General features: G+C 70.0%; 16 protein-coding genes. 7 read left to right on the top strand and 9 right to left on the bottom strand.

The window, feature by feature from the left end; all coding sequences use genetic code 11:
• The first annotated feature begins 57 nt into the window (after nt 1–57).
• Nucleotides 58–576, top strand: coding sequence for a YdeI/OmpD-associated family protein (locus K1J60_RS13065; RefSeq protein ID WP_220651438.1), 519 nt, complete (start codon nt 58–60; stop codon nt 574–576).
• 203 nt (nt 577–779) lie between these two features.
• Here the strand turns inward: K1J60_RS13065 and K1J60_RS13060 are convergent, their stop codons facing one another.
• Complete coding sequence (locus K1J60_RS13060; protein ID WP_220646373.1) at nt 780–1397, bottom strand: YceI family protein; 618 nt, start codon at nt 1395–1397, stop codon at nt 780–782.
• A 147-nt stretch (nt 1398–1544) separates the two neighbouring features.
• On the opposite strand from K1J60_RS13060, the gene K1J60_RS13055 reads away from it, so the two are divergent.
• The 3 genes from K1J60_RS13055 to K1J60_RS13045 all read left to right on the top strand — a co-directional run bounded on the left by K1J60_RS13055 (nt 1545) and on the right by K1J60_RS13045 (nt 5894).
• Complete coding sequence (locus K1J60_RS13055) at nt 1545–3893, top strand: polysaccharide lyase 8 family protein (RefSeq protein WP_220646372.1); 2349 nt, start codon at nt 1545–1547, stop codon at nt 3891–3893.
• Nucleotides 3894–4058: 165 nt separating this feature from the next.
• On the top strand, nt 4059–5642 hold the full coding sequence (locus K1J60_RS13050; RefSeq protein WP_220646371.1) for an acyl-CoA carboxylase subunit beta: 1584 nt from the start codon (nt 4059–4061) through the stop codon (nt 5640–5642).
• A 57-nt stretch (nt 5643–5699) separates the two neighbouring features.
• Nucleotides 5700–5894 carry an acyl-CoA carboxylase subunit epsilon gene (locus tag K1J60_RS13045; protein WP_033526882.1) on the top strand — a complete coding sequence of 65 codons (195 nt, stop codon included), beginning with the start codon at nt 5700–5702 and terminating at the stop codon, nt 5892–5894.
• Nucleotides 5895–6034: 140 nt separating this feature from the next.
• On the opposite strand, the gene K1J60_RS13040 is transcribed toward K1J60_RS13045, so the two are convergent.
• The 8 genes from K1J60_RS13040 to K1J60_RS13005 all read right to left on the bottom strand — a co-directional run bounded on the left by K1J60_RS13040 (nt 6035) and on the right by K1J60_RS13005 (nt 16652).
• Nucleotides 6035–6616 (bottom strand): GTP-binding protein, encoded by a 582-nt coding sequence (locus K1J60_RS13040; RefSeq protein ID WP_013000463.1) that lies wholly within the window; start codon nt 6614–6616, stop codon nt 6035–6037.
• Entirely contained in the window at nt 6597–7166 is a 570-nt protein-coding gene (locus K1J60_RS13035; RefSeq protein ID WP_045561500.1) for a DUF742 domain-containing protein, read from the bottom strand. The genes K1J60_RS13040 and K1J60_RS13035 overlap by 20 nt, the downstream gene beginning before the upstream one ends.
• Before the next feature lie 98 nt (nt 7167–7264).
• A complete protein-coding gene (locus tag K1J60_RS13030) occupies nt 7265–7678 on the bottom strand; it encodes a roadblock/LC7 domain-containing protein (protein ID WP_004983065.1) in 414 nt (137 codons plus the stop codon).
• 10 nt (nt 7679–7688) lie between these two features.
• Complete coding sequence (locus tag K1J60_RS13025; protein WP_220646370.1) at nt 7689–10907, bottom strand: sensor histidine kinase; 3219 nt, start codon at nt 10905–10907, stop codon at nt 7689–7691.
• Nucleotides 10908–11306: 399 nt separating this feature from the next.
• On the bottom strand, nt 11307–11882 hold the full coding sequence (locus K1J60_RS13020) for a GTP-binding protein (RefSeq protein WP_033526884.1): 576 nt from the start codon (nt 11880–11882) through the stop codon (nt 11307–11309).
• On the bottom strand, nt 11863–12261 hold the full coding sequence (locus K1J60_RS13015) for a DUF742 domain-containing protein (protein ID WP_009314205.1): 399 nt from the start codon (nt 12259–12261) through the stop codon (nt 11863–11865). The genes K1J60_RS13020 and K1J60_RS13015 overlap by 20 nt, the downstream gene beginning before the upstream one ends.
• Nucleotides 12262–12371: 110 nt before the next feature.
• Nucleotides 12372–12785, bottom strand: coding sequence for a roadblock/LC7 domain-containing protein (locus K1J60_RS13010; RefSeq protein ID WP_005479910.1), 414 nt, complete (start codon nt 12783–12785; stop codon nt 12372–12374).
• Nucleotides 12786–12794: 9 nt separating this feature from the next.
• Complete coding sequence (locus tag K1J60_RS13005) at nt 12795–16652, bottom strand: sensor histidine kinase (protein WP_220646369.1); 3858 nt, start codon at nt 16650–16652, stop codon at nt 12795–12797.
• A 605-nt stretch (nt 16653–17257) separates the two neighbouring features.
• Between K1J60_RS13005 and K1J60_RS13000 the strand changes: the two genes are divergently transcribed.
• The 3 genes from K1J60_RS13000 (at nt 17258) to gltX (ending at nt 19886) form a co-directional block, all read left to right on the top strand.
• Nucleotides 17258–17437, top strand: a complete 180-nt coding sequence (locus K1J60_RS13000) for a hypothetical protein (protein ID WP_184899770.1) — start codon at nt 17258–17260, stop codon at nt 17435–17437.
• Between the two features lie 204 nt (nt 17438–17641).
• Complete coding sequence (locus K1J60_RS12995) at nt 17642–18418, top strand: fumarylacetoacetate hydrolase family protein (RefSeq protein ID WP_220646368.1); 777 nt, start codon at nt 17642–17644, stop codon at nt 18416–18418.
• Nucleotides 18411–19886 carry a glutamate--tRNA ligase gene (gltX, locus tag K1J60_RS12990; protein ID WP_220646367.1) on the top strand — a complete coding sequence of 492 codons (1476 nt, stop codon included), beginning with the start codon at nt 18411–18413 and terminating at the stop codon, nt 19884–19886. The genes K1J60_RS12995 and gltX overlap by 8 nt, the downstream gene beginning before the upstream one ends.
• Nucleotides 19887–19951 lie beyond the last annotated feature (65 nt).

Here is a 19951-nt window from a genome sequence, read left to right as displayed (position 1 = left end):
CACTCGCGAAGCCCCGGAGCCCGCGCGTTCCCCGACGCCGACCACCTCGACGCCTGGCTGGTCGCCCACCCCGCTCCGCCGTCCGGCGGCCTCTGGGTCAAGGTCGCCAAGAAGGGGGCCGGGGTTCGTTCCGTCGGCGCCGGTGAGGTCAATGACGTCGCGCTGTGCCACGGGTGGATCACCGGGGGCCGGCGCCGGCTCGACGCCTCGTACTTCCTCCAGCGGATCACCCCGCGTCGGCCGGGCGCCGACTGGTCCATGGTGAACGTGCGGCGGGTGGCGGAGCTGACCGCCGCCGGGCGGATGCGAGCCGGTGGTCTCGCGGAGGTGGCCGCGGCGCGGGCGGACGGCCGGTGGGCGGCGGCGTACGAGTCGCAGAAGAACGCCGTCGTGCCGGAGGACCTCGCGGCCGCGCTGGAGGAGAACCCCCGCGCGAAGGCAGCCTTCGACGCGCTCGGCAGGACGGAGCGGTACCTCGCCATGCTCGGCGTCCTGCGGGCGCGTACCCCGTCGCAGCGGGCGGCCCGGTCGGCGGCGGCGGTCACCAGGCTGGAGGAGGGACGCGCGGTCCGATGACGGACAGGCGGTCCGATGGCAGATGCGCGCTCCTATGACGGACGCGCGGCGAGTTCAGCGCTCCGGCGCGTCGTCCCTCGCACGTCGAGCCGGGTGCCCGCGTGCCGACATGCCGAGCCCTCGCCCGCCTGCCCAGGGGGGCAGTCGAAGGGCGAGGGTGCTCAGCGGTGGGTCAAGACCGGGCGGCGTCGCCGCCGAAGGGGTCACGCGTTCCGGATCGCCGAGATGTCGAAGGTGAGCTTGATCTTGTCCGACACCAGGACGCCGCCGGTCTCCAGCGCCGCGTTCCACGTCAGGCCCCACTCGGAGCGCAGGATCTCCGCCTTGCCCTCGAAGCCGACGCGCTCGTTGCCGAAGGGGTCCTTCGCGGCGCCGTTGAACTCCAGGTCGATGGTGAGGGGCTTGGTCGTACCGAGGATGGAGAGATCGCCGGTGATGCGGTAGTCGTCGCCACCGAGGGCCTCCGCCTTGGTGGAGCGGAAGGTCATCGTCGGGAACTCCTCCGTCTTGAAGAAGTCCGCGCTCTTCAGGTGACCGTCACGGTCGGCGTTGCCGGTGTCGATGCTCTCCATCTCGACGTCGATGGAGGCGGTGGAGCGGGACGGGTCCGTGCCGTCCAGGTGCAGGCTCCCGGAGAAGTCGAGGAAGGCGCCCTTGACGTTGGTGACCATGGCGTGGCGGGCCGTGAAGCCGATCGTGGTGTGGGACGCGTCGATCGTGTAGTCGCCGGTCAGCGCGGCGAGCTCGGGGTTCACCGCGGAGGTGGTCGCCGTGGTGGCGGCGGTCTCGGTGGTCGTGGTGCTGCGGCCGAAGATGCCCATGACGTACTCCTTGAGTGATGTCGTTCAATGTTCAACGAACTGAACACGGCTCACCGTAGTCCTATTCCGTTCAAGTTTCAACCTTGTCGATCCGGTGATCGCCGTGTCACGCGTTGTTGATCCGGCGGCGCCCGGGTGATACACGGCATGGGCATGACCCCCACACGCCGCACCGTCCTGCTCCTCGCCGCGACCCTGGCGGCGGCGACCGCACCCGACCCCACCGCGGACGCCGCGGAGCCCGCCGAGGACGAGTACGACACCCTCCGCCACCGCTGGCGCGCCATCGCGCTCGGCGAAGGCTACGACGCCGTCGCGGAGCCCTACGCCACCCGTCTGCGCGAGACCGGCGACCTCGCCCACGCCTTCCGCGCCGCCATGGCACCCACGGCCAACTCCCTCTGGCCGGGCCACCCCTTCGACCCGCCCGCCGGAATCACCCAGAGCTACAGCCGCCTGTGGACGATGGCCCAGGCGTACGCCCAACCCGGCACCGGCCGCACCGGCGACGCCGCCCTCCTCGCCGACGTCCTGCGCGGCCTCGACCACCTCGGCACGACCGTCTACCACCCGCGCACCACCCGCTACGGCAACTGGTGGGAGTGGCAGATCGGCAGCCCCCGTCTCCTGCTGGACATCGTCGCCGCCCTGTACGACGACCTGGGACCCGCCCGCAGGGCGGACGCCTGCGCGGCCGTCGACCACTTCATCCCCGACACGATGCTGCGCGAGTACACCGGCACCTCCACCGGCGCCAACCGTGTCGACCTGTGCCGCTCCGTCGCCCTGCGCGGCATCCTCGGCCGCGCCCCCGAGAAGATCGCCCTCGCCCGTGACGCCCTCTCGCCCGTCTTCCCGTACGTCACCCGGGGCGACGGCCTGTACGCCGACGGCTCGTTCGTGCAGCACACCTGGGTCGCCTACTCGGGAACATACGGGCAGGTCATGCTCGACGGGCTGGGCAGGCTCTTCGCACTGCTGGCCGGGTCGAGCTGGGCGGTGACCGATCCCGACCGGCAGATCGTGCTCGACGGCGTGGAGCGGGCCTACGCGCCGCTCATCCACGACGGCCTGGTGATGGACAGTGTCAACGGCCGTGCCATCAGCCGCGGTTACCTCAAGGGCGACGACCGGCACATCCTGCGGAGCGACCACTTCCACGGGCAGGCGCTCATCGCCGCGATCGCCCTGCTCTCGCTCGGGGCCACCGCCGCCGAACGTGAGCGGTGGCACGCGCGGATCAAGGGCTGGATCGAACGCGACACGGTGTCACCGATCCTCTCGGCGCGACAGTTCGGTGTCGCGGACCTGGCCCGGCTGCACGCCGTCGCCGCCTCCCCGGTCGTCGCCGCGCCCGAACCCGTCGGCCACCGCCTCTTTCCGGCCATGGACAGAGCCGTCCACCGCCGCCCCGCCTTCACGGTGAACATCGCCATGGCCTCCGACCGCATCGCCCACTACGAGTGCGGCAACGGCGAGAACCCGCGCGGCTGGCACACGGGTTCGGGAACGACCCTGTGGTGGGCCGACGGACACGGTGACCAGTACACGAACTGGTTCTGGCCCACCGTCGACTGGTACCGCCTCCCCGGCACCACCGTCTCCACCAAACGGCTCGCCGACCGCGAGGGCGGCGAATGGGGCGCGCCGAAGCCCGCGGTCCGCTGGGTCGGCGGTACGACCGACGGAGAGTACGCGACCGTCGGCCAGCACCTCGCGGGGCTCGGCTCCACACTCCGGGCCCACAAGTCGTGGTTCTGCGTCGCGGACGCCGTCATCTGCCTCGGAGCGGGGATCACCTGCGCGGACGGGGTGCCGGTGGAGACGGTGGTCGACAACCGGAACCTGGGGGAGGCCACCGCCACGGCGTCCCAGGCCCTCCTGCGGGGCCGACGCTGGGCACACCTGGAAGGACACGGCGGCTGGGTCTTCCCCGACACGCGGTCGGACGCCGCTCTGCGCACCCTGCGCGAGGACCGCGCCGGCGCCTGGTCCGACATCAACACCGGCGGTACGACCGAACGCCGCACCCGGCGCTGGCAGACCCTCTGGCTGGACCACGGCACCGATCCGGTGAACGCCGGCTACGCCTATCTGCTCATGCCCGGAGCCTCTCGCCACGCCGTCGAGGCCCGTGCCGCCGATCGGCGCTGGTTGTCGATCTTCGCCAACGACAGCACGTGCCAGGCCGTCCACGTCCCCTCGCTCGGTCTGACCGCCGCCAACTTCTGGCAGCCCGGCACGGCGGGCCCGCTGACCGCCTCCGCCGGGGCGAGCGTGCTGGTACGCCGCCGGGGGAGGACCGGTACCCTCTGCGTGAGCGAACCGCCGCGCACGGGAGAACCGGTGGAGATCACCTGGCACGGACCGGTCCGCGCGGTGGTCCGGGCGGACGACCCGGTCGAGGTGCTGGAGTCCACGGCCGGCCGACTGCGGCTCCGCGTCACCCCCGGCACGGCCTGCGCCACGTACACCTGTGACGTGACTCTCGGCTGAGCGACCCGACCGGTCTTTGTGCGACCCCTACAAGCCCCACACCCCCTGAGCAGTCGGTTCGACTGCATGCCGACGAGGTTCTGTTCAGGGGTACCAGGAAAACACGCCGGAGACTGTACGGAGTCGACGGACCGCTTTCCTCACTCGGCTTCGTAAGGTCACTACATGACCGTTTTGGATGAGGCACCGGGTGAGCCGACGGACGCGCGCGGGCGAGTGGCCGAACTGCACGAGATCCGTGCCCAGGCGTTGGCCGGCCCCAGCGAGAAGGCGACCGAGGCGCAGCACGCCAAGGGCAAGCTGACCTCCCGGGAGCGCATCGAGCTGCTGCTGGACCCGGGGTCGTTCAACGAGGTCGAACAACTGCGCCGGCATCGGGCCACCGGATTCGGTCTGGAGGCCAAGAAGCCGTACACCGACGGTGTCGTCACCGGCTGGGGCACGGTGGAGGGCCGTACGGTCTTCGTCTACGCCCATGACTTCCGCATCTTCGGCGGTGCCCTGGGCGAGGCGCACGCCACCAAGATCCACAAGATCATGGACATGGCCATCGCGGCCGGTGCTCCACTGGTCTCGCTCAACGACGGCGCGGGCGCCCGTATCCAGGAGGGCGTCTCGGCGCTGGCCGGATACGGCGGCATCTTCCAGCGCAACACCAGGGCCTCGGGTGTCATCCCGCAGATCTCGGTCATGCTCGGCCCCTGCGCGGGCGGCGCGGCCTACAGCCCCGCCCTCACCGACTTCGTCTTCATGGTCCGCGAGACCTCGCAGATGTTCATCACCGGCCCGGACGTCGTCAAGGCGGTCACCGGCGAGGAGATCACCCAGAACGGCCTCGGCGGCGCGGACGTGCACGCCGAGACCTCCGGCGTCGCGCACTTCGCGTACGACGACGAGGAGACCTGCATCGCCGAGGTGCGCTACCTCCTGTCGATGCTCCCGCAGAACAACCGCGAGAACCCGCCGCGCGTCGAGCCCTCCGACCCGGCGGACCGCCGCAGCGAGGTCCTGCTCGACCTGGTCCCGGCCGACGGCAACCGGCCCTACGACATGACCAAGGTGATCGAGGAGATCGTCGACGACGGCGACTACCTGGAGGTCCACGAGCGCTGGGCCCGCAACATCATCTGCGCCCTGGGCCGGCTCGACGGCCAGGTGGTCGGCATCGTCGCCAACCAGCCGCAGTCCCTCGCGGGCGTCCTCGACATCGAGGCCAGCGAGAAGGCCGCGCGTTTCGTGCAGATGTGCGACGCCTTCAACATCCCGATCATCACTCTCCTGGACGTACCCGGCTTCCTCCCGGGCGTCGACCAGGAGCACGGTGGAATCATCCGCCACGGCGCGAAGCTGCTGTACGCGTACTGCAACGCGACCGTGCCCCGGATCTCCTTGATCCTGCGCAAGGCGTACGGAGGTGCCTACATCGTCATGGACAGCCAGTCCATCGGGGCCGACCTCACCTACGCGTGGCCGACCAACGAGATCGCCGTCATGGGCGCCGAAGGTGCCGCCAACGTCATCTTCCGGCGTCAGATCGCCGAGGCCGAGGACCCCGAGGCGATGCGGGTCCGGATGGTCAAGGAGTACAAGGCCGAGCTGATGCACCCGTACTACGCGGCCGAGCGTGGCCTCGTGGACGACGTGATCGACCCCGCGGACACCCGCGCGGTCCTCATCCGCTCCCTGGCGATGCTCCACACCAAGCACGCGGACCTGCCGTCCCGCAAGCACGGCAACCCGCCGCAGTAACCCGACGGTTCCTTCGCGGTACCCCTGCGGAAACCTCACCCACGGAGACTGACACCCATGAAGCTTCCTGATATTCGCGTCGAGAAGGGCCACGCCGAGCCCGAGGAAGTGGCCGCGATCACCGCGCTGCTGATGGCCCGAGCGGCCGCGCAGCCGGCGGAGGCCACGCCGGTCCACCGAGGCCGCCTCCGCGCGGGCTGGCGCCGCCTGGAGCGCGAGCCGGGCTTCCGGGCGCCGCACAGCTGGCGCTGAGTCCTGGCTTGAAAGGGCCCCCTCCGCATGGAGGGGGCCCTTTCTCATGCGGGCTCCACCGGGCCCGCAGCCCAAGACGAGAGGGGACCCCTCCCGCAAAGGGAGGGGTCCCCTCTCGTCTTGGGCTGAGCGCCGCGGACCTACCGCAGGCGGGCCATGAGCGCGTGCTCGACCAGGGTGATCAGGGCCGACTTGGCGTCCGAGCGGTGGCGGGCGTCCGTCGTGATGATCGGGGTGTCGGGGCCGATCTGCAGGGCCTCCCGGACCTCGTCCGGGTTGTACGGCTGCTGGCCGTCGAAGCCGTTGAGGGCGATGACGAAGGGCAGGCCGCTGTTCTCGAAGTAGTCGACGGCCGGGAAGCAGTCGGCGAGACGACGGGTGTCCACCAGCACGATCGCGCCGATGGCGCCGCGCACGAGGTCGTCCCACATGAACCAGAAGCGGTCCTGACCGGGGGTGCCGAACAGGTACAGGATCAGGTCCTGGTCGAGGGTGATACGGCCGAAGTCCATGGCGACCGTGGTGGTCGTCTTGTCCCCGGTGTGGGTGAGGTCGTCGATGCCCGCGGACGCGGACGTCATCACGGCCTCGGTACGCAGCGGGTTGATCTCCGAGACGGCCCCGACGAACGTGGTCTTGCCCACGCCGAAGCCACCCGCCACCACGATCTTCGCCGAGGTGGTGGAGCGGGAAGGACCGCCGCTAGAGCTTGCGAAGTCCACTGAGCACCCTTTCGAGCAGTGTCACGTCTGGCTGGCCGCCGGCGCTCTCGTCGCCGCCGGGCTGATGGATGGCGACCAGGCCCGCCTCCGCCAAGTCGGCGACGAGGATCCTGGCCACGCCGAGGGGGATGGTCAGGAGCGCCGAGATCTCGGCGACCGACTTGATCTCTCGGCAGAGGTTGCAGATCCGCTGATGCTCGGGCAACTGGCCCTGCATCTGGTGCGGCTGCGCGGTGGTGTGCACCAGTGCCTCGATGGCGAGCTGGTAGCGCGGCCTGGTGCGGCCGCCTGTCATGGCGTACGGGCGCACCAGGGGGTTGGTCGCCGCCCCCGCGGGGGACGGTTCAGGGGTGCGGCGCTGCGGCTGCACGGGCTGGATGCGCGGCGCCGGCGGCTGGTCGTACGGCGAGGGGCCGGGGCCCTGCGGTGCGTACGGCTGCTGGCGGCTCGGTGCGGAGGGGAAGTTGTATCGGTTCTGGTCACCCTGGCCCGGCCCCTGGCCAGGGTAGGACCAGTTGCCCGACGATGAACCGCCTGGGGGTGTTGCCACGTTCTCTCCTCCTCCGACTGTGCTGGCATCCATGGCTCATTGGAAGCCGCGTCCCGAAACCTTACGGCCCCGGGACGCCAAAACGCACCGTCTGACTGTTAGTTGAGCAGGCTGCCCTGGAGCTCCGCACGAAGATCGGGCGTCAGGACCGTACCGGCACGGTCCACCAGAAGGGCCATCTCGTACCCGATGAGGCCGATGTCGGCTTCCGGATGTGCGAGAACGGCGAGCGAGGAACCGTCGGAGATGGACATGATGAACAGGAATCCCCGCTCCATCTCCACAACCGTCTGATTGACGCTGCCACCTTCGAAAATGCGGGAGGCACCCGCGGTCAGAGAGGTCAGACCCGACGCGACGGCCGCCAGCTGGTCGGCACGGTCGCGGGGAAACCCTTCGGACATCGCCAGAAGGAGTCCGTCGGCGGAGACCACCACCGTGTGCGACACCCCGGGGGTGTTGTCCACGAAATTGGTGATCAACCAGTTCAGGTTCTGCGCCGCCTGGCTCATCGGGCTCACACTAACGCTCCTGGTTGTAGGTGCTGTCAGGACCGAAGCCCTGGCCGTTCGTTTCACTGCCTGCGTTGCGCCCACGCTGGACACCCCGGCGCAGGTTGCTCAGCCTGCCCCGGACGTCCTCGGGAGCGCGGGAGATCTGTGGACCTCCCTGCGGGGTCGTCGTGGCGGCGCCCTCGACCAGGTTGGCCTTGGGCACCCGCCGAGGCAGACCGGAGGAGGTGACCCCGCCTGCCTTGGGCTTCTTCAGCTGGGAGGCCTGCTGCCAGCGCTCGTCGTTGGCGGAGCGCCAGTCGCCGTTCGGTCCCCCGGCCGTCGTCGGCTGGTCCTGGGCCACATCCTGTCGTCCGTTCGCGGCGCCCGCGCTCGTGCCGCCCGCGCTCGCGGTGGAGCCGCGGCGGGGCAGGCCGGCGTCGGTCAGCGCGTGGCCGGCGGAAGGGGTGGATCCCGGACGGTCGAAGCCTACGCGGTCCGGCTCCTTCACGTCAGCGGCCTGCGCAGATTCCGGTTCCGGAGCGTACTCGGAGCGGTACGAGCTCTGGTAGTCCTGCTGCTGCGGCCAGTCGTCCTGATAGGACGGCTCTTCGAAGCCCGGGTACGTCTCCGGGGCGTGCGCGGCGGCCGCCGCGTGGTCCTCCTGGACGGACTCCGCATAGGCGGGCTCGGGGTAACCGCCGGTAGCGGTGAACGAGTCGTTCCCGCCCGGGAGGTGTCCGTTGCCGTTCGACACGCCGTTGCCCTGGCCGAAGTACGCCTCGTCGTACGACGGTTGCTGCGGCTCCTCGTACGCCGTCTGCTGGTCGAACGACCGCTGCGGGTCAACATAGCCCGTCGCGCCGTTGTCGTAGGACGGCTCGGGCGACTGGAAGTCGTCGCCGTAGCGTGGCGCCTCGCCGGCGGGCAGCTGCGGGTTCTGGTGCGCCTGGGACTCCAGCGCCGCGCGGCGCTCCTCGCGCATCAGGGAACGGCCCACGGGGTCCAGGTCGCGGATGTCGTCCGGAACCTCGTAGCGGCTGTCGTCGAAGCCCAGCTCGGCGGCGGTCCGCATCGGGGCCACGGCCGGCTGCTGGAACGAGTGCTGCTCCGGGATGATCTGCGAGACCGTGAACTGGTCGGCGGCCGGCTGCTGCTCGCCACCGCCACCGTGGGTGATGACGTCGGGGAGCATGACCAGCGACGTCGTACCGGCCTGCTCGCCCGAGGGGCGCAGCTGGACGCGGATGCCGTGCCGGTCGGACAGCCGGCCGACCACGAACAGACCCATGCGCTGGGAGATCGCGGCGTCCACGGTCGGCGGGTTGGCCAGCTTGTGGTTGATGTCCGCGAAGTCCTCGGCGGTGAGGCCGATGCCCTTGTCGTGGATCTCGATCATCACGCGGCCGTCCGGGAGACGGGTCGCGGTGACGCGGACCTTGGTCTGCGGGGAGGAGAACGTGGTGGCGTTCTCCAGGAGCTCGGCGAGCAGGTGCACGAGGTCGGTCACGGCACGGCCGTGGATCTCGGCCTCCGGGACGCCGGAGAGCTCGATGCGCTCGTACTGCTCCACCTCGGAGGAGGCGGCACGCAGCACGTCGATCAGCGGGACCGGCTGGTCCCAGCGGCGGCCGGGCTCCTCGCCGGCGAGGACCAGGAGGTTCTCGCCGTTGCGGCGCATACGGGTCGCCAGGTGGTCCAGCTTGAAGAGGTTCTCCAGCTGGTCCGGGTCGGCCTCGTTGTTCTCCAGGTCGGTGATCAGGGTCAGCTGGCCCTCGATCAGCGACTGGTTGCGGCGCGAGAGGTTGGTGAAGATCGCGTTGATGTTGCCCCGCAGCAGGGCCTGCTCGGCGGCGAGCCGGACGGCCTCGCGGTGGACCTGGTCGAAGGCGCGGGCGACTTCGCCGATCTCGTCCGTGCTGTTGATGGGGATCGGCGCGACCCGGGTGTCGACCCGGCCCGGGTCGGTGCGCGAGAGCTGGTCGACCAGCATCGGCAGGCGCTGCTCGGCGATGCCGAAGGCGGCGTTGCGCAGCTGGCGCATCGAGCGGCTCATCTGGCGGGCCATGATCCCGGCGATGATGAACGCGGCGAGGAGGGCGACGATGACGATGGCGCCGTTGATGTAGGCGTCGCGCTGGGCGTCGGAGGCGATCTGGCCGGCCTCGGCCACCGCGCGGTTGATCAGCTCGGTCTCGACCTCGCTGTAGCCCTCGAACTTGAGCGTGGAGGCCGCCATCCAGTTCTGGTAGGTGACGCCCTGTTTGGCGAGGTCCTCGGGGGAGGCACCGCTGCCGATCGCCTGGATCATCTTCAGCATGGTGTCCGGCGGCGCGACGTAGTCCGGGTCCTTCGCGGCGGCCTCGGCCGCCTGCTTCTTGCCCTCTTCGGTCTTCTGCGCCATCACCGACTCCAGGCGCGCGGCGTCGGCCTCGGTGCCACCGGAGACGTACTCCTGTACGGCGATGTTCTCCAGGTAGGCGTATGAGGTGAACGCGGTGACCTGCTGACGGAAGACCCTCTCGTCCTCACTGGGGCGGACCAGCAGGTGGGTGCCGATCGAACGCTGCAGCGAGGCGGCACCCTTGGCGAGCGTGACCGCGTAGACCGTACGGCCGTACGCGGTGATGTTGCCGGTACCGAGGCCGAGCTCGTTGGAGAACTCCGCCAGGAGGTGCTCGACGGTGACATAGCCCTCTTCGGTCTGCACCGGGTCGGCGGCGCGGGTGAACGCGGTCTGCCGGAGCTTCTCCAGCGACGGTTCGGCCTCCTCCACCAGGCGCAGTCGGCGTTCCAGGCCCTGCCCGGACGGCATTCCCACGACCTCGGCGTGGAAGGCGTCGGCCTTCTCGTCGGTGAAGGCGCGGGCGTCCTTGACGACCTCGCTGTCGCGGTCGCCGTTCAGCAGCGGCTGGGCGGAGAGGTCACGCTCGTTGAGCAGGGCCTCGGCGTAGATGCCGGCGGCGGCCACGATCTTGGCGACCTTCTCGGCGTCGCGCGCCTCCTGCCATGTGTCGATCGAGCCCTTCACCTGGAAGCCGCCCATGACCAGGCCGACCAGCACGGGTATGAGGAGAATCGCGTTCAGGCGAGTGGGTACACGCCAGTTGCGGGGGGAGAGACGACTGCCGCTGGGCGCGGGAGCTGCCGTCGGCTCCGGTCCGGTCACTTGTGCGGGTGCCGCTCCGCGCGGCGGCGGGGTGAAGTTGCCCCGCGCCGACGGCTCGGGACCTTTCTTGCTTCGCCTCACTCGACCAACAACCTCTCGGCGCCGGCACCTACGTCGTGCCGCGGGTGACTCCACGCCCTAGTACGTCTTTGACTAATGGGCAGTTCAGGCATTCCAGCACGTCACGCTGAGGACTTCCAAACACTGGGAGGCAACGATTCCGCGTGATGTAAGTCCCAGATAAAACGGTCATAAAGAGCGAGCCCCGGCAAAAAGCGGGGCCATTGTGAGCGCAGCGGCACCGATCGACCGCGACGCGTGGTCGTACCACCCTATTTCTCTGTCGAAACGTTATGAACACCGAGGCCGACCGTGTCAAAGGACACAGCCGGCTCCGGTGTAACTACGACAACTGCCGTATGACGTTGTGGACTTGGGTCCTGTTTTTGGACCCGGTCGCGGTGCTTCGACCCCTGTGCCCTACCGCAACCGTGCCATGAGCGCGTGCTCGACCAGGGTGATCAGGGCCGACTTGGCGTCCGAGCGGTGGCGGGCGTCCGTCGTGATGATCGGGGTGTCGGGCCCGATCTGCAGGGCCTCCCGGACCTCGTCGGGCGTGTACGGCTGGTGCCCGTCGAAGCCGTTGAGGGCGATGACGAAGGGCAGGCCGCTGTTCTCGAAGTAGTCGACGGCCGGGAAGCAGTCGGCGAGACGACGGGTGTCGACCAGCACCACGGCGCCGATGGCGCCGCGGACCAGGTCGTCCCACATGAACCAGAAGCGGTCCTGCCCCGGCGTGCCGAAGAGGTACAGGATCAGGTCCTGGTCGAGGGTGATACGGCCGAAGTCCATGGCGACCGTGGTGGTCGTCTTGTCCCCGGTGTGGGTGAGGTCGTCGATGCCCGCGGACGCGGACGTCATCACGGCCTCGGTACGCAGCGGGTTGATCTCCGAGACGGCCCCGACGAACGTGGTCTTGCCCACGCCGAAACCGCCCGCCACCACGATCTTCGCGGAGGTGGTGGCCCGTCCCGCTTCAGAGCTTCCGAAGTCCACTGAGCACCCTTTCCAGCAGAGTCACGTCCGGCGCGCCACCGGCGTTCTCGTCGCCACCGGGCTGATGGATCGCGACGAGTCCGGCCTCGGCGAGGTCCGCGACCAGGATCCGTGCCACACCGAGCGGCATGGACAGCAGGGCCGACACCTCGGCCACCGACTTCACCTCGTGGCACAGGTGACAGATCCGCTGGTGCTCGGGGAGCAGCCCCATCAGGTGCGCGGGGTCTGCCGTCGTGCTGATCAGCGCCTCGAGGGCTAGCTGGTATCGCGGCCGCGTCCGGCCACCGGTCATGGCGTACGGCCGTACCAGCGGCTGGTCGCCCTCGTCTCCGTACGGCTCTGCGTACGGATCGTGAGGAGCGGTGGGCGGGGTCATTGATCCTCCGAGCGGGACAGCAAGTCGGTCAGTCGTGCCGTCTGACGGGGGCCGGTGGGGGGACTGCGTCGGCCGGACGGTGAGTGGTGAGTTCTGTTGATCCGCAGGCGTCAGTGGAGCAAGCTGCCTTGGAGTTCGGCGCGCAGGTCGGGCGTGAGCACAGCGCCCGCGCGGTCGACGAGCAGCGCCATCTCGTAACCGACCAGGCCGATGTCGCACTCGGGGTGGGCGAGTACGGCCAGGGACGATCCGTCGGAGACGGACATCAGGAAGAGGAATCCGCGCTCCATCTCGACCACCGTCTGGGCCACGTCCCCGCCCTCGAAGATCCGGGACGCCCCGGCCGTGAGCGAGGTGAGTCCGGAGGCGACGGCCGCGAGCTGATCGGCACGGTCGCGCGGAAAGCCCTCCGACATCGCCAGAAGAAGACCGTCGGCGGACACGACGACGGTGTGGGACACCCCGGGGGTGTTGTCCACGAAGTTGGTGATCAACCAGTTGAGGTTCTGTGCCGCTTGGCTCATCTGGCTCAACTAACGCTCCTGCTGGTGAGTGGGGCTCGGGAAGCTGCCGGTCTGGCCGTTGCCGGCCTGTCGACCCTGCGCGATGCCCCGACGGAGATTGGTCAGCCGGCCGCGTACGTCGTCAGGCGAACGCGAGACCTGCGGACCGGTTTGGTGCTGTTGCTGCTGAGCCGTGCCCGGCACGAGGTTGGCGCGCGGGACCCGGCGCGGCAGGCCGGAGGTGGTGACCCCGCCTGCCGAGGGCTGACGGGCTCGTTCGGCCTGGCGGACCAGGTCGTCGTTGGGAGTGCTGCGCCAGGTGGGGGAAGCCGGCGCGGCGGGAGCCGCCGGACGCTGGGGAGCGGCCGGAGTCTGGGGAGCCGGAGCGGTGTGCTGCTGCGGCGCGGTGTTGTTGCCCTGCTGCTGGTCGTTCTGGCCGCCCTGACCGTGGAACCAGTTGGTCTCCAGCGTGTCGTACAGCGGGGTACGGCCGTCCATCGGGCCCGTCGCCGGGGGCAGTGCCTCCGGCTCCTGCGGACGCGCGGGACGCTGCGGGGGCACCGGGGGACGCTGCGGCGGGACCGGCGGCCGGGGCGCGCCGTAGCTCTCGCCGTTGACCTGCGGCCGCTCGAACTGTCCGGTGTCCTGCGGGTTCTGCCGACCCGGCCCACCGAACTGTCCGGTGCCCTGGCCGTTCTGGCGGCCGGGCATGCCGTACTGGCCGGTGTCCTGCGGGTTCTGTCGGCCCGGAGCCGGGAACTGGCCCGTGCTGGAGCCGTCGTAGCCCGACGGGGCGAACTGGCCGGTGGAGGACGAGTCCTGCGGGACGCCGCGGGACGGGCCCGTGGGCGCCGGCGGAGCACCCGCACCGCCGAACACGTCGGAGCGGACGTAGGAGCCGGTGCCGTTCTGCGGTGTACCCGCACCGGGGCGCCGACTGTCGAAGTCGCCCTGCGGGGAACGCGGGAAGTCGTTGGGCGAGCCCGGAGCCTGGTGGGGGTCCACGCGCGGCATCGGCGCGGTGACGTCCGGCTGCTCCTCGTGGCCGCGCGGGGCGTCCAGCGAGGCGCGCGGCACCGGCGGCTGCGCGTTGTCGTCGCTCCAGCTCGGCCGCGTGGGGGAGTTGCCACCGGGCAGCTCGGCACGCGGTCCACCGCGGCCGGGCAGCTGCGGGCGGCGCCTGCCGGAACGTTCCTTGCCCTGCTTCGGCGGCACGGCACCCGGGCCGTTGTCGGCCCCGCCCGGCCGTCCCGCACCGGTGTCACCGGGACCACCGGCCGGGCGCAGGCCCGAGCCGGTGGGGAAGCCACCCTGGCGCCCGGAGTCGTCGAAGCTCTCGAATCCGCCCGGACCACCGGTCCCGGCGGCCTGCAGCCCCTGCGGGGCACCCGGCGCCTGTCCGCCGCCGAACCCGCCGGCACCGGCGCCCGCCGGAGTCGGCCGACCGCCCTGCGGGGGCACCGGCGGTCCGCCCTGCGGCCCGCGCTGGCCGCCGGGGCTGCCGAAGCCGCCCGGACCACTGGGGTTGCCGGGCAGCGCGGCGCGCGGGCCCTGGCCCGCGCCGACCTGCCCACGCTGTGGCGCGCCGCCCAGCAGCCCGCCACCGGCGGACGGGCCGCCGAGCGGCGGACCCGACTGGTTGCCCGTCTGGCGACGCGCGGCGGCGGCACCGGCCGCGGCCTGCGCGGCGGCCGGGCCACCGGTGGACGGAGCACCCTGACCGGGCTTGCCCGGGGTGGGCTTCTTGTTGCCCTGCGCCACGTCGACGGGAAGCATGACGAGCGCGGTCGTACCGCCCGAGTCGGACGGACGAAGCTGGATACGGATGCCGTGGCGCTGCGACAGACGACCGACCACGAACAGACCCATGCGTCGGGAGACCGACACGTCCACGGTGGGCGGCGAGGCGAGCCGCTCGTTGATCGCCGCGAGGTCCTCGGGGGAGAGACCGATACCGGTGTCGTGGATCTCGATCAGGACGCGGCCGTCGGGCAGCGCGTGACCGGTGACCTTGACCTTGGTCTGCGGCGAGGAGAACGAGGTGGCGTTCTCCAGCAGCTCGGCGAGGAGGTGCACGAGGTCGTTGACCACGCGGCCGGCCACTTCGGTGGTCGGCACGGAGGCCAGCTCGATGCGCTCGTACTGCTCCACCTCGGACGCGGCGGCACGGAGCACGTCGACCAGCGGGACCGGACGGGTCCAGCGGCGGCCGGGCTCCTCACCGGCGAGAACGAGGAGGTTCTCACCGTTACGGCGCATGCGGGTGGCGAGGTGGTCGAGCTTGAAGAGGGAGGACAGCTGGTCCGGGTCGGCCTCGCGGGACTCCAGTTCGGAGATGAGCGACAGCTGACGCTGGATGAGGCCCTGGGAGCGACGCGAGAGGTTGGTGAACATCGCGTTGACGTTGCCCCGGAGGAGGGCCTGCTCGGCGGCGAGGCGGACGGCCTCGCGGTGCACGTCGTCGAAGGCCGCGGCCACCTGGCCGATCTCGTCCCGGGAGTGCACACCGACCGACTCGACGGAGGTGTCGACGTCCTGGGGGTCCGACTCCGACAGCTGCTTGACGAGCTCGGGCAGCCGGTCCTGGGCGACCTTGGTCGCGGTGTCCTGGAGGCGCCGCAGCGAGCGGATCATGGACCGGGCGACGACGAACGCGCCGACGAGGGAGACACCGAGGACGAGCAGGATCAGCGCACCGGAGATGATCGCCTCTTGCTCGGCGTCGGCGCGCAGGTTGCGAGCGGTCTGCTCCATCTCCTCCAGGAGCGAACCCTCGATCTTCTTCATCTGCTCGATCTTGGCCGAGGAGTCGTCGGTCCAGTCCCTGTACGAGCGGTTGTCCTGGCCGCCCAGACCGCCGGCGCTGGCGAGCACCCGGTCCGCGTAGACGTCGGCGGCCTCGATGGTCGGGGTCGCGTCGTCGATCGGCTTGGTCAGCTCCTCGGCACCGGATCCGTAGATGTCGGAGAAGGTGCTGCGGTCCGACTCCTCGTTCGACAGCGCCGAGTTCGCGTAGAGCCGGTCGTTCTCGGAGAGCTTGCCGGCCTTGTCGTCGGTGGCGGGCAGGGCCGCCGCGATGACCGCGCGCTGGATGGAGGCGTACTCCTTGGCGGAGGAGAAGGCCGCCAGGGCACGGGTCCGCTTGATCATGTCCGGGTTGCTGGTGGCCTCGGCCATGTCCGTGGACAGGTCCAGCAGCTGGGAGATCAGGCGGTGGTAGGCCTCGACCGTCTGCGTGGAGTTCTTGGGGTCCACGTAGGCGTTCTTGCGGATGCTGCTGAGGTTGTAGAGCTCGCGCACCACGCGGACGAGGCTGTCGCGGACGCCGGGCATCTTCGCGGTGGTGTTCGCGGTCTCGGCGGCCTGGGTCGCGTCCGTGAACTGGATGCGGGCCTGGTCCGTCTTCTCCCGGGTGCCCTTGACGGTGAAGTCGGTGGCGTCCAGGCCGTGCGTGAGGGGACCGGCCGACAGGTCGCGCTCCTGCTGGAGCGCGGCGGCGAGCTCGGTCGCCTGCTTCGTCATGTCGGTCAGCAGCCGCATGTTGTCGAGCTGCTGGATGTCGTCCACGTTGTCGCCGATACGCAGGGCACCGAGCGAGGTCGCCGCCACCACGGGGAGCGCGAGCAGCGACACGAGACGGGTGGAGATGCGCCAGTTGCGCAGGGCTATTCGGGAGCCGCTTCCGGCGCCCGCCTTGGTGCCGCCCTTGGACTTCCCGGGCGGCACGGGAGCAACTGACGCGCCGGGGCGCCCGGAGCGCTCCCCGCCGTCGCCGATCTCAGCCGGACCCGGGTTCTGGGCGTGCTGGGGGGAGGAACCGTTGCCGGTTCCGATCTGTGGCTCCGGCTCCGCCGAAGCGCTGCCATCCCTCTTGAAACGTCCCTGCACTAGCGTCGCAACCTCTGGACCAGGCGCCCCACCGAGTGAACGGCGGGACGGTGTCGGCGTCTTCGGGGGCGCCCTGAATACGTCCCCAATTGGTGGTCGTGAGTGACCGGCGCTGGCTCCCCCTTCCACCGCCGCCAGGCGCTTTGTTCTTGCGCCTCTGCGCGCCGGCACGATCCTGCGGCGGTCCGTGGAATTCCAGCACAGTGCCGGATCTCCAACAAGGCCAATGGGTAACGGTCTGTTCACTGTGACAGCATGTGAGGACTACGTCACCAGGCGTGGTAGGTATTTCCGTCCATTACGGGCATACCTGTGCGATCCAGGGGTGTGAGCAGGGTGTCCCAGTCGCCATGATCAGGAGCGGAATGCGGGCTTCAGGTAACTAATGTCCGTTTCGAGGGGGAGAGTTGATGGCCGGGAATGCCCGTTTTACCCATGACTGAGTGAGCAAACTCACACGCCGATCATGCCTTCTTCACGACTTGACCCGGGAATCGGATGTTTAGCCTGACGCTTTACAGGGATGGCGAATCCGACAACCCGCGCTTGTGGGACGGCCCTTGCGGCCCGCCCGGCGCCCGTACACGACGAGGTCCAGGACAACAGTGAAGACGACGACGATGTTCCGCACGATAGCCAACCCCCGGCGCACGACCCTGGCCCACCTCGAAGACGCCGAGGACCTGCGTACGCCGGAGCAGGAGCACTCCGTCGACCTCCCCTCCGTGACCGCCAACCCCCGCCGGACGGTCCTGATGACGGTCCCGGTCCAGGCGGCGGAGTAGTTGCAGGCTCAAGTACGCGTGGAATCCACCGATCACTCAAGTAGGTTCCGGTGAAGAAACAGCGGATTCCCGTGAAGGCTCCGCGAAAGGGCGCCCGGCACGAGCCGGGCGCCCTTCCGCGTCATGCGCGAGGCGGGCACCCCGCCCCGCGTTAGCCTGGACCGTCAGACTCCAGCCAGCTCAGTTAAGGGGCGCAAGCATCCCGTGCGCATCGCCAGGTTCTCCATCGACGGGAACGTAGCCTTCGGCGCGGTCGAGGGCGACAAGCCGGACGAGCTCGTCCTCGACATCATCAAGGGCATTCCGTTCGCGGACTTCGAGCTCTCCGGGACGAAGGTCCCGGTCAACAAGGTCAGGCTGCTGCCGCCGGTGCTCCCCAACAAGGTCGTGGCCTTCGGCCGCAACTACGCCGAACACGCCCGCGAGCTCGGCAACGAGGTCCCCGACGCCCCGTTCGCCTTCTTCAAGCCCGCCACCTCGGTGATCGGCCCCGGCGACGCGATCCAGTACCCCTCCTTCTCCGCGGACCTCCACCACGAGGCCGAGCTGGCCGTCGTCATCGGCCGGATGTGCCGCGAGGTCCCGCGCGAACGCGTCAAGGACGTGATCTTCGGCTACACCTGCGCCAACGACGTCACCGCCCGTGACGTCCAGAAGCGCGAGAAGCAATGGGCCCGGGCCAAGGGCTTCGACACCTCCTGCCCGCTGGGCCCCTGGGTGGAGACCGACCTCGACCCGAGCGACCTGACCATCCAGCTCACCGTCAACGGCGGGCAGCGCCAGCTCGGCCGGACGAGCGAGATGATCCACTCCATCGAGGATCTGATCGTCAACATCACCGAGGCCATGACGCTGCTCCCCGGCGACGTGATCCTCACGGGCACCCCGGCAGGGGTCGGCCCCCTCAACGTCGGCGACGAGGTCGCCGTCACCATCGAAGGCATCGGCACTCTCACCAACAAGGTGATCAAGCGTGGCTAACGGCTCCGTCCGCGTACGTTTCTGTCCGTCCCCGACCGGCAACCCCCATGTGGGCCTGGTCCGCACGGCCCTGTTCAACTGGGCGTTCGCCCGCCACACCGGCGGCACGTTCGTCTTCCGCATCGAGGACACCGACGCGGCCCGCGATTCCGAGGAGTCCTACGACCAGCTCCTGGACTCGCTGCGCTGGCTGGGCTTCACCTGGGACGAGGGCCCCGAGGTCGGCGGCCCCCACGCGCCGTACCGCCAGTCGCAGCGCATGGAGACGTACCAGGAGGTGGCCGAGAAGCTCAAGGACGCCGGCCACGCCTACTACTGCTACTGCACCGCCTCCGAGCTGGAGGAGCGCCGCGACGCCGCCCGCGCCGCGGGCCGGCCCTCCGGCTACGACGGCAAGTGCCGCGAGGTCACGCCGGAGCAGAAGGAGCGGTACGAGGCGGAGGGCCGCGAGCCGATCGTGCGCTTCCGGATGCCCGACGAGACGATCACCTTCACGGACCTGGTCCGCGGCGAGCTGACCTTCACCCCGGAGAACGTGCCGGACTACGGCATCGTCCGCGCCAACGGCGCCCCGCTCTACACGCTGGTCAACCCCGTCGACGACGCCCTGATGGAGATCACCCACGTCCTGCGCGGCGAGGACCTGCTCTCCTCCACCCCCCGCCAGATCGCCCTCTACAAGGCGCTGATCGAGCTGGGCATCGCCAAGGAGGTGCCGTCCTTCGGACACCTGCCGTACGTGATGGGCGAGGGCAACAAGAAGCTCTCGAAGCGCGACCCGCAGTCGTCGCTCAACCTCTACCGCGAGCGCGGCTTCCTCCCCGAGGGCCTGCTCAACTACCTCTCCCTCCTCGGCTGGTCGCTCTCCGCCGACAAGGACATCTTCACGATCGAGGAGATGGTCGCCGCCTTCGACATCGCCGACGTGAACCCCAACCCGGCCCGCTTCGACCTGAAGAAGGCCGAGGCGATCAACGCCGACCACATCCGTCTGCTGGATGTGAAGGAGTTCACCGAGCGCTGCGCCCCCTGGCTGAAGGCCCCCTTCGCCACCTGGGCGCCGGAGGACTTCGACGAGGCCAAGTGGGAGGCCATCGCCCCGCACGCCCAGACCCGCCTCAAGGTCCTCTCGGAGATCACGGAAAACGTGGACTTCCTGTTCCTGCCGGAGCCGGCCGAGGACGAGGCGAGCTGGGCCAAGGCCATGAAGGAGGGCTCCGACGCGTTGCTGCGCACGGCCCGCGAGAAGCTGGAGTCCGCCGACTGGACCTCGGCCGAGTCCCTGAAGGAGGCCGTCCTGGCCGCCGGCGAGGCCCACGGCCTGAAGCTCGGCAAGGCCCAGGCCCCCGTCCGCGTCGCCGTCACCGGCCGCACGGTCGGCCTCCCCCTCTTCGAGTCCCTGGAGATCCTGGGCAAGGAGAAGACGCTGGCACGGATCGACGCGGCGCTGGCGAAGCTCGCGGCGTGACGCACGGTGCGTGAGGGGCGGCACCCGGAGTACCGGGTGCCGCCCCTTCGGCATCCCCCGGACAG

Origin of the sequence: Streptomyces akebiae (assembly GCF_019599145.1) — a bacterium.
GTDB lineage: Bacteria > Actinomycetota > Actinomycetes > Streptomycetales > Streptomycetaceae > Streptomyces > Streptomyces akebiae.
Note: the sequence above shows the minus strand (reverse complement) of the source record. Positions and strands in the feature narration are given on the sequence as shown.